Below are 12,575 nucleotides of genomic sequence, written 5' to 3'. Positions count from 1 at the left end.
CCTCGCCGGGCCGCATGGCGGTTTAACTGATCTCTTATGGCCGGGGCATCCGTCCGGTTCGCGGGCGGTGCGCGCCTATTTTTCCTCTTCCTCCTCGGGGACCACCACATAGAGGCCGCCCGAGCCCAAGTGCTTCAAGACCATGGCCCGCCCCAGAGCCTGCCGGGGCAGGGAGGCGTCCAAAAGTTGGGCCAGGGGATCGTCCGCCGTGTCCTTGTCGGGGCCGGCCACGTAGCGGGCGTCCAGGTTCAGTCCCAGGGTGGCGGGCTCGAAGGGCTCGCTGCCCGCCGCCTCGGCCATGTAGCGGTCCACCTCCAGGAGGTCGCGGGCGATCTCGGCCCGGGCCCCCACGGTGTCGCGGGCCTCCAGAAAGTCCACGATGCGGCGGTGAGACTCGCGCACGTGGCGATAAAATTCGGGACTGAGTTGCAGTTCGTACTTGGCGTCCCGCAGAAGGTTGTCCACGAAGTCCAGGATGAGGATCAGGAGCGGGTTCTTGCTCATGCGGGCCAGGTAGCGGTGGAAGCTGATGTCCCTGGCCGCGTCGCCGTTTTCGTCGGCTTCGGTTATCTCCGCCAGTTCACGCAGGCGCTCCAGGTCCTTCTCGGTGGCGTTCATGGCGGCCAGATGGGCCACCGACGGCTCCACCGTGAAGCGCAACATGGTGATATCGCTGATGGAGATCGAGCGAAAGTGCAGGAAGTTCATTATGGAGTGGATGGTGGTCTTCATGTCCACTTCGGCCACGAAGACTCCGCCGGTGGTGCCCTTGCGTATCTCCACCAAACCCATGGCCTCCAGCACGCGCAGGGCCTCGCGCATGGTGGCCTTGCTCACCCCGAACTGGGCGATGAGCTCCTTTTCCGAGGCCAGCCGGTCACCGGGCTTGATCTGGCCCGAAAGCACCGCGTCGCGGATCTGCTCGATGATGCGGTCGGAGACCTTCTCGGTTTTGTTGGCGGCCTCGAACATGGGCCCCTTTCGCCTGGGGAGGCGGGCGCGACTGGTGAGCCTTGGCGGCCTCGCCGCCGCGCCTGAGAGTGGTCTAAACGGCCATGAGTGATGGTCTTAGACTTTATAAAAATTCGCGGGCTCGCTTGTCAAGCGAAATATTATAACCTTTATACCTTATCCGCTGCATTTTGCCATATTCCGGCCCCCTCGCCGCAGGCTGCCGCGCCGTGGAATAGCTAATTGTTCTCAAATGCCTTTATAGGCATAATATTTCATAAAAGCAAAAAAGACAATATTAATTAGATGGTTATGCCATTATCGCCTGCCGCGAAGCGGTGCCGGCCGGGGGCCGGAAGGGGATAGATGCGAACTATTATATTAATTATGTTTTTTCGGTTGACTTGGGCCTCTTGGTTCTTGATATGATGCTGGCGTCGAACGACCCCCTAAGACGGGTATCCGATCCAGGACACGGCCGCGGCCCCCTCACGGGACGCCGCGCCGCGCACCTGCCAACCCTTAGCGAGGAATTGAACAGATGGGAGTCAAGATTGATCCGCTCAAGTGCACGGCCTGCATGGCGTGCGAGCTGGCCTGCGGATATCACCGCGACGACGCCTTCGCTCTGTTGTCCTCCTGCATCGTTGTTTACCGCACCCGTGATAAGAAGGACTACTTCGGAGTCATCCTCAAGGAAGAGGAGGATCTGGTAATCGCGCGGCCCGAGGGCCTGGAAGTGAAGCGCATCGGCGCGGTGGAAGAGGGCGGAGGAGGCGGCGACGCCTCGGCCAAGCCCATGCTCCTGCGCGAGGCCTGCGACCTCTGCGAGGACCGCGACGACGGCCCCCTGTGCAAGCAGATATGTCCGGTGGACGCCATCTACCTGGACTGAGGCCGGAGCGAGATTTACCTACCTTCTTATATAGAGGTGACCAGTCATGGAGTTTTTGGCCTCTGACCAAATAGCCATCGTTGACCTGGCCAGCGGCGAGGTGGAGATCGAAGAGTTCTCCGACGAGCTGTGCCAGGAGAAGATAGGCGGGGCGGGTGTCAACCTGGCCCTGTACAACCAGCACCTGGACGGCGATCCCATCGTGTTGGGCGCGGGCCTGTTCACCGGCAGCCTGGTGCCCGGCTCGGGCCTGGGGGTGTTCACCGCCAAGAGCCCCCTCACCGGCACGGTGGTGCACGCGCCGCTGACCCAGTATTTGGGCATGGAGCTCAAGTACTCGGGCTTCGACTACATCGTGATAAAAAACGCGGCCGCCGCCCCCAGCATGCTCTGGGTGCACGACGGCATCCTGGACGTGGAGGACGCCGGAGCCCTGGCGGGCCTGGACGTGTGGGCCGCGGTGGACAAGGTGCGCGCCGAAAAGGGCGACGACCTGATCCAGGTGCTGGGCACCGGCGCGGCGGCCACGGAGCTCTCCGCCCTGATGATCAACTACTGGCCCGCGGGCGACTGCTTCGGCCTTGGCAAGGCCCTGGCCGCCAAGAACCTGCGCGCGGTGGCCATCCGGGGCCTGGGCCTGTTGGAGATCGCCGACGACGAGGCCTTTGTGGACGAGTGCGTGGCCTTGCAGGCCGCGGTCAAGGGCGGGGCCTGGGCCGGCAAAAAGGGCCTGGTGGACCTGGCCAAGGGCATGGGCAATGACGCCCTGGCCGACTGGCTGGCTCCCCTGGTGCACCGCCACCGGGCCAACTTCAACACCCCCTTCGCGGCCAACAGCTTCCTGTTCCTGCAAGGCGACCCCGCCGATCTGCCCGAGCCCGCCGAGGCGGAGATGGGCGTGCTGCTCAGCGACCTGGGCGCGGCGGCTCTGTTCCAGCAGATGGGCCTGTCCCTGGCCGAGGCCGGGGCGATCATCCAGCAGTGCTGCAAGCTGGGCCTGGACCCTGGCCTGGTGGCCAAGGTTTGCCAAGACACCGGCAAGACCGACGCGGCGGCGATCAGCGGCGCGCTGGCGGGCCTGAGCGGCCCGGTGGCCGGTCTGGCCGGGCCTTTCAGCCCCTCGGTGCCCAAGACGGCCATATTCGGGGTGGACCAGGCGGGCGACGACGCCTACTGGACCCGCCGCCAGGCCGTGGCCTACCTCTTCGGCCTGGACCCCCTGTTCGCGCTGTTGTCCCCGGAGCTGAGCGAAGACAAGCTCCTGGAGCTGGCGGGCATCGGCACCGAGCTGGAGTTCGGCCTGGACAGCCTGGAGGCGGTGATAGCGGAGGTTTGCGGCTAGGGGTAGCTGATGCGCAACCCACTCTCGGACGTGAGCGCCTTCAACCGGGGTCTGGCCCGGGGAGGCGCCCCCCCGCCGCCGCCGGCCCTGGCCGGGGCGGGGCGGGAGCGCACCCCGCGCTACCCCCGCCTGGGGGTCTACACCGGGGCGGGCAGCTCCCACTCCTGGCTGTGGTTCGCCGAGTCCCTGGAGCGCCTGGGTTTTTATGACCTCAGGTTCCTGGACCACGGCGAGATCGCGGCCGGAGGGCTGGCCGGTCTGGATGTGCTGGCGGTGAGCGGAGGCGACACCTTTGCCATGGCCCGCGCTCTGGGGCCGCCCGGAGCCAAGGCCCTGGAGGGCTTCCTGGCGGCCGGAGGGCTGTATCTGGGAGCCTGCGCCGGGGCCTATCTCATGCTGCGCTCCTCCAAGGAGCCTCTCTGCTGGTTCAACTTCGTTCAAGCCACCATCGCCAATCTCAGCCGAGACCTTCCCCAACCTCTGGTCCTGCCCGAGAAGTACAAGACCGCCTACGGGTGCGACTACGTGTTCCACCCGGTGCGCGAGGCGATCAGCCTGGCCTGCGCCCCCGGCCCCCTGGGCGGGGTGGAGCTGGCCGCGCCCCTGTACGGCGGACCGGCCATGATCCCGGCCTCGGAGGAGGTGCGGGTGTTGGCCACCTATGCCGCCTTTGAAAAGCGCACCCGCTTTTTGGCCCCGCCCGAGGTCGCGGCCGAGTCCCTGCTGGGCAAGGCGGCGGTCTTGCGCGCGCCCCACGGCCAAGGCGCGCTCTATCTCTTCGGCCCCCATTTCGAGCATCCCGGCTTCCCGGCGGCCAACCGCCTGCTGGCCTCGGCCATCTACGCCGACCTGCCGGAGCAAAGGGCCGAGGCGGCCCCGGAGCCCGCTGACGCACTCAGCGGCCGCGCGGCCAAGGACTGGCTCCTGGCCGTAAAGCGCGAGCTGTCCAACAGCCGCATCGTGGCCCTGGGCCTGGAGGACCACCCCGCCCGCTGGCTAATCGGCAGCAAGGTATACGAGCCGGCCAAGCTCAGGGTCTTCCTGGAGGCCATGTGGAACCGCCTGCGGGCCTTGGGTAAGGCCCCGGCCCTGCGCGGTTCCCCGGACGACCTGGCGGCCCTGCCCGGGTTATTGCCCGGCATAACCGCCCAGGCGCGGGCCCTCAAGCAGGGCCTGGACGCGGGAGCCGACACCCAGGCCCTGGCCGAGGAGCTGTTCCCCGCCCTGGTGGCGGCGGCTTCCTGCTTCATGAAAATTTACTTCGCCACCGCGCTGGCCGGCCTGGGAGAGGGCCCGGCCAAGCGGCGGCTGCACTGAGGTTCGAGGCGCGTATGGCCCTAAAGAGCAAACATCGTTGCCGGGCGGCGGGGCTCATCTTGGCCCTGCTGGCTGCCCTGGCCCTGGCCACGGCGGCCTGGGCCGCGGTCCCGCCGGGCATGGAGTCGTCGTGGTACGTGGACCTGGGCCGCTATCAGGCCGGGGCCCACGGCAAGCTGGAGTGCGCCGAGTGCCACGCCAAACAGGAGCTGGCCCTCCGGCCGGGCAGCAAGACGCCCCACCCGGACACCCAGGACCCCAGCTATCTCATGACCCCGGCCCTTCGGGGTTATGACTACGCCCAGTGCGCCCGCTGCCACAAGAGCGCCTTTGCCCGCTACCACCTGGGCAAGCACGCCGAGGCTCTAAAAAAGGGCACCAAGACCAAGCAGACCCAGAATCTCTCGCCGGTGTGCGGCGACTGCCACCAGGTGCACTACGACAAGGCGCGCCTGGACCGGGTGGAGCTGGGCCGGCGGCAAACCCTGGTCTGCGGCTCCTGCCATCCCGCCCAGGCGGCGACCTATTTGAACGACTACCACGGGCAGGCGGGCGACAAGCTGGGCTGGGACAAGGCGGCCTTCTGCACCGACTGCCACGGGGCCCATGACGTGAAGAGCCTCAAGACCGCGGAGGTGACCGCCGGGGTCTGCTGGCGCTGCCATCCCGGCTCCAACCCCCGCTTCGCGGCCTATTTGGTGCACCCCACCCTGGTGGACCTGGCCCAGGACGACCAGGCCAAGCGCAAGACGCTCTACCTGCTGTTCACCATCAGCGCGGTGCTGGGGGTGCTGGCGGTGTGCGTGGTGGGCTTCTTCTACGGCCACACCTTCCTGTGGCTGCTCCGCGAGATTCAAAACAAGCTGAGGAAGCACTAACCATGATGGAACGCGATTTAGGCAAGGGACAGGTGGAGCGCTTCAGCGTGCTCAACCGCCTGTTGCACGTGCTGGTCATGGTGGGCTTCCTGGGCCTGGGGATCACCGGCTTCTCGCTGTTCTTCGGCGGGGCCTGGTGGGCCCGGGCCATCGCCTGGTGTTTGGGCGGGGCCGCGGGCCTGGCCTGGACCCACCGCTTCCTGGCGGTGATGACCTACGCGGCGGTGATGGCCCACCTGATCTGGCTGGTCTACTACAAGCTGGTGCTGAAAGGCCGCCTCACCGGTCCGGGCACCATGTTCCCCCGCCCCCAGGACGTGAAGGACGTGTTCCGCCACTTGGGCTGGGCCTTGGGGCGCGGCCCCCAGCCTCGCTTCGACCGCTTCGCCTGGTGGGAGAAGATGGACTACTGGGCGGTGCTTCTGGGCATGAACACCATGGGGCTCACCGGCCTGGTGCTGTGGTTCCCGGAGTGGTTCAGCCAGTGGCTGCCCGGCTACTTCATCAATATCGCCCTGTTGCTGCACCTGTTCGAGGCGATCATCGCGGTGGCCATCAAGTTCGTGGTGCACCCCATCCTGGCCCATCTGAGGCCCGAGGTGTGGCCCGCGGACACCAGCATCTTCACCGGCCGCATGAGCGCCGAGCGCATCCGGCACGAGCATCCCGCCCTTTGGGAGCGCATGAACTCCGGCAGCGGGGAGGCGGGCTCATGAGAAGGCTCAGCCTCATCGCCGTGCTGGCGGCCCTGGTGCTCTGGGCCGCCGCAGCCCTGGCCATGCCCCCGGTGGCCATGGACCCGGCCCCGGAAGGGCAGGGCGCCCGCCAGTGCCTGGACTGCCACCATCTGCCCAACCTGGCCTCCAACGAGGGTGTGATCGCCAACCAGCAGCTCTGCCTGGAGTGCCACGCCAAGGAGAGCTGCTCCCGCCAGGTGGACGGGACCAAGGTGCCCCTGGTGGTGACCATGGACCTGTTCGCCACCAGCCGCCACCGCTGGGTGGCCTGCTTGCAGTGCCACACCGACGTGGCCGCCTCGCCCCACAAGAGTAGGGCCGGGGCGCAGTGCCTGAGCTGCCACCCCATCCACGGCGAGGGCGAGATAAACAGCCCCCACCTCTCGGTGGACTGCGCGGCCTGCCACCACAAGAGCCCCTACGTAAAGCTGGACAAAAAAACCGGCGTGGTGAAGCTGGCTCATAAGGATCTCGAGGGCAAGCCCATCCCGCTCACCGAACACGGGCCCACGGACCTGACCCAGGACAAGCACTGCGTGCGCTGCCACGTGGCGGGCAACAAGGTGGGCGCGCCCAACATGGTGCTCCCGGCCAAGGGCCTGATCTGCTTCCCCTGCCACACGGCCAGCTTCTCTCTCGGCTCCTGGTGGTTCGGCCTGGCCTTGCTTGTTTTCCTGGTGGGCATCGTGGGCGGCGGCCTGTTCTACATGCGCGGCCGGGTGGCCGGGGTGGAGAGCGGCCTGCACGACAAGCTCTCCCGGGGCAGCGACAGCCTGTACAAGGCGATCTTCTCGCGCCGTAGCTGGGAGTTCGTCAAGGTGCTGTGGTTCGACGTGCTCTGGCAGCGCCGGGTGCTCAAGCAGAGCGTGCGCCGCTGGTTCTTCCATAGTCTGATCTACCTGTCCATCATGGCCCGCTTCGGCCTGGCCCTGTTCACCTGGGTGGTCTACGAGCTCTGGCCCTCCAGCGACCTGGCCATGGCCCTGATGAACAAGAACTTCGGCTTCGTGGCCGTGGTCAATGACCTGCTGGGCCTGCTGATCCTCATCGGGGTCATCCTGGCCGCCTTGCAGCGCTGGGTGTTCAAGGGCGAGCAGGTGGTGGCCGAGTGGCAGGACAACCTGGCCCTGATCATCCTGGGCCTTATGATCGTGCTGGGCTTTGTGGCCGAGGCGGCCCGCCTGGTGGTGAGCCAGACCCCGCACGGCATCGCGGTGTACTCCTTCGTGGCCTATCCCCTGGCGCGGCTCTTGGCCGCCACCGGAGTCAACTGGCCGGCGGTCTACGGCTGGCTGTGGTACGCCCACGGCCTGGTGGCCGCCCTGTTCGTGGCCTACCTGCCCTTCGGCAAGATGCGCCACATGTTCACCGCGCCCCTGAGCCTGATTATCAACCGCCGCCTGCAATGATTTAGGCGGCGTCGGGAAGAGTCGAGCCATGGCTGATCAGGAAAACAAGCCTCCCGAGGAGAACACCAGCCAGCAGGCGCCCGAGGCGCCCGCGACCGAGGCCCCGGCCCCCGAGGCCCCGGCCGGGCAGGCCGCCGCGCCCGCGCCGGAAGCGCCGGCTGCGCCGCCGGAGCCGCCCGCGGCCGCCGCCCCGCCGGAAACCCCGGCCCCCGAGGCCCCGCCCGCCCCGGAGCCGGAGCCGGAGCCCGAGAGCGCCCCGCTGATCCCCATTCATCTGCTGGAATCCAAGCGCCTGTTGCAGCTGGAGGCCTGCACCCGCTGCGGCGAGTGCCTCTCCTGGTGCCCGGTCTACGACCAGGACGGCCGCCAGGACATCCTGCCCCGGGCCAAGGCGGCGGAGTTTTTGCGCATCATCAAGGGGCAGCACGGCCTCTTGGCCAAGATCGCCCACGGCGGCGGCGATCCCGGCCCCCTGCGCAAGGCCATCGGCAAGGTGTTCGGCTATAAGGAAGTGACCCGCGAAGAGATCGAAAAGTTCGCGGCCGATCTCTACGAGTGCTCCACCTGCGGCCAGTGCCAGATCGTGTGCCCGGCAGGGCTGGACACGGTGAATCTGTGGGAGGAGATCCGCGCGGCCATCGTGGCCGCCGGCTACGGCCCCCTGGAGAGCCAGCAGGGCCTGGTCAAGAGCGTAAAGAGCTACGACAACCCCTGGCAGCAGCCGCGCACCGCCCGGGCCAAGTGGGCCCGCCGGGCCAAAAAAGAAAAGCTCATCGCCGAGGTGCCCCAGGACATCAGTAAAAAGCCGGCCAAGGTGCTGTTGTACCTGGGCTGCACCGCCAGCTACGACACCAACGTGCGCCAGGTGGCGGTTAGCACGGTGAACATCTTCGACGCCCTGGGCATCGACTACGGCATTCTGGGCAACAAGGAGCGCTGCTGCGGCAGCGTGATGCTCAGGATGGGCGACCGCGAGTTCGACCGGGTGGCCCGCGACAACATCGACCAGTTCAATTCTTTGGGGGCCGAGCTGTTGGTCACCTCCTGCTCGGGCTGCTACAAGACCATCCGCGAGGACTACGAGCGGGTCGGCGAGCTGAACCTCAAGGTGATGCACTCGGCCCAGTTCCTGCGCGGGCTCATCGAGAGCGGCGAGCTGAAGTTCAATACCCCGGTCAACCAGACCGTGACCTATCACGACCCCTGCCATCTGGGCCGGGCCAGCCGGGTATACGACGACCCCCGCTTCATCATGGAGCACATACCGGGGCTCACCCTCAACGAGATGCCGCGCAACCGGGAGTATTCCCGCTGCTGCGGCGCGGGCGGCGGGCTCAAGGCTGGCTATCCCGACATCCAGAACAAGATGGCCCAGGCCCGGGTGCGCGAGGCCGAGGGCACCGGGGCCAGCGAGCTGGTCTCCTGCTGCCCCTTCTGCTACCAGGGGCTCCAGGTGGGCATCAACGCGGTGGACTCGGACCTGGTGGCCCGCGACCTCACCGCCCTGGTGGAGATGGCCATGGGGTTAAAGCCTCCGGCCGAGGAATAACACCCCGCGGACCGGGCGCACGCCGCCGCGGGGGCCGGGCCCCGGCGGCGGCGCTGCTTTACGGTGGGGGCGTAGTGTGATTATAGTGATATGGCCCGTGCCGGGAGGGCGGCGGGCTAACCAGAGGGGGATCCGAGGGGAGGGAGCAACATGGGTAAAAGCAAGCTGGGCCTGATCCTCTTGCTGGGCGCGCTCTTGGTCGCGGCCGGGGGCGTTCCCGCCTCGGCGGCGGGCAAGGTGCGCATCGGCTATTTACAGGCGGACATCCACCAGCTGGCCTGCTGGGTGGCCCTGGAAAAGGGCTTCTACAAGCAGCAGGGCTTGGAGGTGGAGGTGGCGGGCATCTTCCGGGCCGGGCCCGAGGAGATGAGCGCCTTTGCCGCCGGGGCCCTGGACATGGGCTACGTGGGCGAGGCCCCGGCCACGGTGGCCGTGGCCAACCACGCGGCCAAGGTGGTGGTGGCCGCCCAGGTGAACACCGAGGGCTCGGCCATCGTGGTGCGCAAGGACAGCCCCATAAACGGGCTGCCCGGCCTGGAGGGCAAGACCGTGGCCGTGCCCGGCCACTCCACGGTGCAGGACTTTTTGCTCAAGAAAGCCCTGGACCAGGCGGGCCTGCCCCTGGACAAGGTGCGCTCCATGGTGCTCAAGCCGCCGGAGATGATCGGGGCGCTCCGCGAAAAGCAGATCAACGCCTTCGTGGCCTGGGAGCCCTATCCCGCCAAGGCGGTGACCATGGGCGTGGGCCGGGTGCTGGTCAACTCGGGCCAGATCTGGCCGCAGCATCCCTGCTGCGTGCTGGTGGCCTCGCGCGAGTTCTACGCCAAGCACCCCGAGCGGGTGGTGGCCCTCACCGCCGCGCACGTCAAGGCCACCGACTTCATCAAGGCGCACCCCGCCGAGGCCCTGAAGATCGCCGAGCGCTACACCGGCATGGACCGGGCCACGGTCAAGCGGGCCATGTCCAACGTTAACTACACCTACAAGCTCAGCGTGACCGGCGAGGTGGAGTACGTGGAGTTCCTGGCCCGTTTGGGTTACATCAAGGTGCCCGACCTGGACGCCTTCCTCAAGGAATTCATGGACCCGACTATCCTAGAGCGGGCGTTGGCCAGGTGAAACCCGCCCGCTGGTGGCTGGCCCTGGCCCTGCTGATCATCTGGCAGGGGCTGAGCATGGCCGGGGTCTTGCCCGCCTACAAGCTGCCCTCGCCCTGGGCGGTCATTCAGGGCTTCGGCGAGCTGGCCACCAAGGGCATGCCCCCGGGCCACCTGCTGCAATGGCATCTGCTCTACAGCCTTTTGCGCGTGGCCATCGGCTTCATCAGCGCCGCGCTCATCGGGGTGCCCCTGGGCCTGGCCTTGGGGGCCTTCCCCCGCTTGCGCGATTCGGTGAGCCCCATCATCGAGGTGCTCCGGCCGGTGCCGCCCCTGGCCTGGATACCCATCGCCATCCTCTGGTTCGGCATCGGCCTGCCCTCGGCGGGCTTCATCATCTTCCTGGGCGCCTTCTTCCCCATCGTCTTGAACACCATCGCCGGGGTGCTGGAGGTCAACCCGGTGCTGGTGGAAGCGGTGCGCACCCTGGGGGCCAAGCGGGGCGACGTGATCAAAAAGGTGCTCTTGCCCGGGGCCCTGCCCAGCATCTTCGTGGGCCTGCGCATCGGGCTGGGCATCGGCTGGATGACCCTGGTGGCCGCCGAGTTCACCGGAGTGCGCACCGGCTACGGCCTGGGCTACATGATCATGACCGCGCGCGATATCCAGCGGCCCGACGAGATCATCGCGGGCATGGCGGTGATCGGCCTGGTGGGCCTGGGCATCGACATCCTCCTGCGCCTGGCCCAACGCCGCCTGGTGCCCTGGCGGGAGGCGCGCTCATGAGCCTGGAGCTTCAGGGCCTGGTCAAAAGCTACCCCGCCGCTAACCACGGCGCGGCCATGCCGGTGTTGGATCGCCTGGACGCCTCGGTGCCCCGGGGCCGCCTGGTCAGCCTCATCGGCCCCAGCGGCTGCGGCAAGACCACCCTGCTGCGTATCATCGCGGGTCTGGAGGCCACGGACCAGGGCAGGGTGCTGCTGGACGGCGGGCCCATCACCGGCCCCAGCGCCCAAGTGGGCATGGTCTTTCAGCAGTACGCCCTGTTGCCCTGGCGCACCTGCCTGGGCAACGTGGAGCTGGGCCTGGAGATCGCGGGTGAGGGCGCGGGGGTGCGCCGCTCGCGGGCCCGGGCCTATCTGGAGGCTCTGGGCCTGGCCGAGTTCGCCCAGCACTACCCCCACCAGCTCTCGGGCGGGATGCAGCAGCGGGTGGCCATCGCCCGCACCCTGATCCTGGAGCCCAAGCTGGTGCTCATGGACGAGCCCTTCGGCTCCCTGGACAGCCAGACCCGCAACGCCTTGCAGGAGTTTCTCGTCAAGGTGTGGTCCGGGCGCGGCGACACTATAGTATTTGTTACCCACAACGTTGACGAGGCGGTGTTCCTCTCCGATGAGGTGCTGGTGCTCTCGGCCCGTCCGGCCCGGGTGCTGCAGCGCTTCGCGATAGAGGAGCCCCGCCCCCGCGACCGCACCTCCGAGGCCTCCAACGCCATCCGCCGCGAGATCCTCACGGTGCTGGGCCGCCAAAAGGAGACAGACGCATGAAGATAATCGGCGTGGCCGCCAGCCCCCGGCCAGGACAATCCACCTTTACCCTGCTCACCGCCGCCCTGCGCGCGGCGGCCGAGGTGAACGACAGCATAACCACCGAGCTCATCGAGCTGGCCGGCCGCCAGGTAAACGGCTGTGTGGCCTGCGGGGCCTGCGCCAAGAAGCTGGCCTGCTCCCAGGACGACGACTTCCCGGCCCTCATCGAGACCCTGGCCTCCCCGGACCTGGGCGGCCTGATCATCGCCACCCCGGTGTACATGAGCGGGCTCACCGCCCAGGCCAAGGCGTTCCTAGACCGCCTGGTGATGTTTAGGCGCAACGGCTGGATGTTGCGCAACAAGGTGGGCGGGGCCATCGCGGTGGGCGGCTTCCGCAACGGCGGCCAGGAGACCGCGGTGCAGAGCATTCTGGCCTCCATGCTGGTGCAGGACATGGTGGTGGTGGGCGACGGCATGCCCACGGCCCACTACGGCGGCACCGGCTGGAGCGGCGCGGAGGGCGGCATCGAGGCCGACAAGGTGGGCCTGACCACCGCCCAGGGCGTGGGCAAGCGGGTGGCGGAAGTTGCGCTCTGCATGATGGGCATCTGAGGCCCGCCGGCTTCGCCAGCCACCGATTCGCTGCGTTACCGGCAGCCGTCCGGGCCGCTCCGCACCCTGCCGCCCCCCAGTGTTTTGGGTGTAGGGGCGGGGTTTATCCCCGCCCATCAGAGCTTTGATCGAAGAGGGCGGGGATAAACCCCGCCCCTACACCGGAAGTGAAAAATGCCGGCTTCCGGCAAATCCAGCCGCGCGCCCCGTGGGATATAGGCGGGTTAGTGCTTTTTTTGTGTGGATCGGATACATAC

General features: G+C 67.5%; 12 protein-coding genes. 11 read left to right on the top strand and 1 reads right to left on the bottom strand.

Annotated elements, in window-relative coordinates; translation table 11 throughout:
- Positions 1 to 75: 75 nt before the first annotated feature.
- Complete coding sequence (locus KQH53_03000; protein MCB2225620.1) at positions 76 to 972, bottom strand: FadR family transcriptional regulator; 897 nt, start codon at positions 970 to 972, stop codon at positions 76 to 78.
- A gap of 520 nt (positions 973 to 1,492) precedes the next feature.
- On the opposite strand from KQH53_03000, the gene KQH53_02995 reads away from it, so the two are divergent.
- The 11 genes from KQH53_02995 (at position 1,493) to KQH53_02945 (ending at position 12,318) form a co-directional block, all read left to right on the top strand.
- A complete protein-coding gene (locus KQH53_02995; GenBank protein ID MCB2225619.1) occupies positions 1,493 to 1,846 on the top strand; it encodes a hypothetical protein in 354 nt (117 codons plus the stop codon).
- 46 nt (positions 1,847 to 1,892) lie between these two features.
- Positions 1,893 to 3,188, top strand: coding sequence for a hypothetical protein (locus KQH53_02990; protein MCB2225618.1), 1,296 nt, complete (start codon positions 1,893 to 1,895; stop codon positions 3,186 to 3,188).
- Positions 3,189 to 3,197: 9 nt separating this feature from the next.
- Entirely contained in the window at positions 3,198 to 4,505 is a 1,308-nt protein-coding gene (locus KQH53_02985) for a hypothetical protein (protein ID MCB2225617.1), read from the top strand.
- A 14-nt stretch (positions 4,506 to 4,519) separates the two neighbouring features.
- The gene (locus KQH53_02980; protein MCB2225616.1) at positions 4,520 to 5,383 is read left to right on the top strand and encodes a hypothetical protein; all 864 of its coding nucleotides are present in this window, start codon (positions 4,520 to 4,522) and stop codon (positions 5,381 to 5,383) included.
- 2 nt (positions 5,384 to 5,385) lie between these two features.
- Positions 5,386 to 6,099, top strand: coding sequence for a cytochrome b/b6 domain-containing protein (locus KQH53_02975; GenBank protein MCB2225615.1), 714 nt, complete (start codon positions 5,386 to 5,388; stop codon positions 6,097 to 6,099).
- The gene (locus tag KQH53_02970; protein MCB2225614.1) at positions 6,096 to 7,529 is read left to right on the top strand and encodes a respiratory nitrate reductase subunit gamma; all 1,434 of its coding nucleotides are present in this window, start codon (positions 6,096 to 6,098) and stop codon (positions 7,527 to 7,529) included. The genes KQH53_02975 and KQH53_02970 overlap by 4 nt, the downstream gene beginning before the upstream one ends.
- A gap of 28 nt (positions 7,530 to 7,557) precedes the next feature.
- Positions 7,558 to 9,078: a (Fe-S)-binding protein gene (locus KQH53_02965; GenBank protein MCB2225613.1), complete on the top strand. Its 1,521-nt coding sequence runs from the start codon at positions 7,558 to 7,560 to the stop codon at positions 9,076 to 9,078.
- Between the two features lie 150 nt (positions 9,079 to 9,228).
- On the top strand, positions 9,229 to 10,197 hold the full coding sequence (locus KQH53_02960; GenBank protein ID MCB2225612.1) for an ABC transporter substrate-binding protein: 969 nt from the start codon (positions 9,229 to 9,231) through the stop codon (positions 10,195 to 10,197).
- Positions 10,194 to 10,961 (top strand): ABC transporter permease, encoded by a 768-nt coding sequence (locus KQH53_02955; GenBank protein MCB2225611.1) that lies wholly within the window; start codon positions 10,194 to 10,196, stop codon positions 10,959 to 10,961. Before KQH53_02960 ends, KQH53_02955 begins: the two co-directional genes overlap by 4 nt.
- Complete coding sequence (locus KQH53_02950) at positions 10,958 to 11,722, top strand: ABC transporter ATP-binding protein (protein MCB2225610.1); 765 nt, start codon at positions 10,958 to 10,960, stop codon at positions 11,720 to 11,722. Before KQH53_02955 ends, KQH53_02950 begins: the two co-directional genes overlap by 4 nt.
- Complete coding sequence (locus KQH53_02945; GenBank protein ID MCB2225609.1) at positions 11,719 to 12,318, top strand: flavodoxin family protein; 600 nt, start codon at positions 11,719 to 11,721, stop codon at positions 12,316 to 12,318. The genes KQH53_02950 and KQH53_02945 overlap by 4 nt, the downstream gene beginning before the upstream one ends.
- The last annotated feature ends 257 nt before the right edge of the window (positions 12,319 to 12,575 follow it).

This window comes from Desulfarculaceae bacterium, from assembly GCA_020444545.1.
In the GTDB taxonomy this organism is placed as follows: Bacteria; Desulfobacterota; Desulfarculia; order Desulfarculales; family Desulfarculaceae; genus Desulfoferula.
This window is presented reverse-complemented; position numbering and strand designations above follow the sequence as displayed.

Coding starts and splice junctions, on each gene's coding strand:
- KQH53_02985 (MCB2225617.1), top strand. CDS start 3,198: ATGCGCAACCCACTCTCGGACGTGAGCGCCTTCAACCGGGGTCTGGCC.
- KQH53_02950 (MCB2225610.1), top strand. CDS start 10,958: ATGAGCCTGGAGCTTCAGGGCCTGGTCAAAAGCTACCCCGCCGCTAAC.
- KQH53_02990 (MCB2225618.1), top strand. CDS start 1,893: ATGGAGTTTTTGGCCTCTGACCAAATAGCCATCGTTGACCTGGCCAGC.
- KQH53_02960 (MCB2225612.1), top strand. CDS start 9,229: ATGGGTAAAAGCAAGCTGGGCCTGATCCTCTTGCTGGGCGCGCTCTTG.
- KQH53_02970 (MCB2225614.1), top strand. CDS start 6,096: ATGAGAAGGCTCAGCCTCATCGCCGTGCTGGCGGCCCTGGTGCTCTGG.
- KQH53_02980 (MCB2225616.1), top strand. CDS start 4,520: ATGGCCCTAAAGAGCAAACATCGTTGCCGGGCGGCGGGGCTCATCTTG.
- KQH53_03000 (MCB2225620.1), bottom strand. CDS start 972: ATGTTCGAGGCCGCCAACAAAACCGAGAAGGTCTCCGACCGCATCATC.
- KQH53_02965 (MCB2225613.1), top strand. CDS start 7,558: ATGGCTGATCAGGAAAACAAGCCTCCCGAGGAGAACACCAGCCAGCAG.
- KQH53_02995 (MCB2225619.1), top strand. CDS start 1,493: ATGGGAGTCAAGATTGATCCGCTCAAGTGCACGGCCTGCATGGCGTGC.
- KQH53_02975 (MCB2225615.1), top strand. CDS start 5,386: ATGATGGAACGCGATTTAGGCAAGGGACAGGTGGAGCGCTTCAGCGTG.
- KQH53_02945 (MCB2225609.1), top strand. CDS start 11,719: ATGAAGATAATCGGCGTGGCCGCCAGCCCCCGGCCAGGACAATCCACC.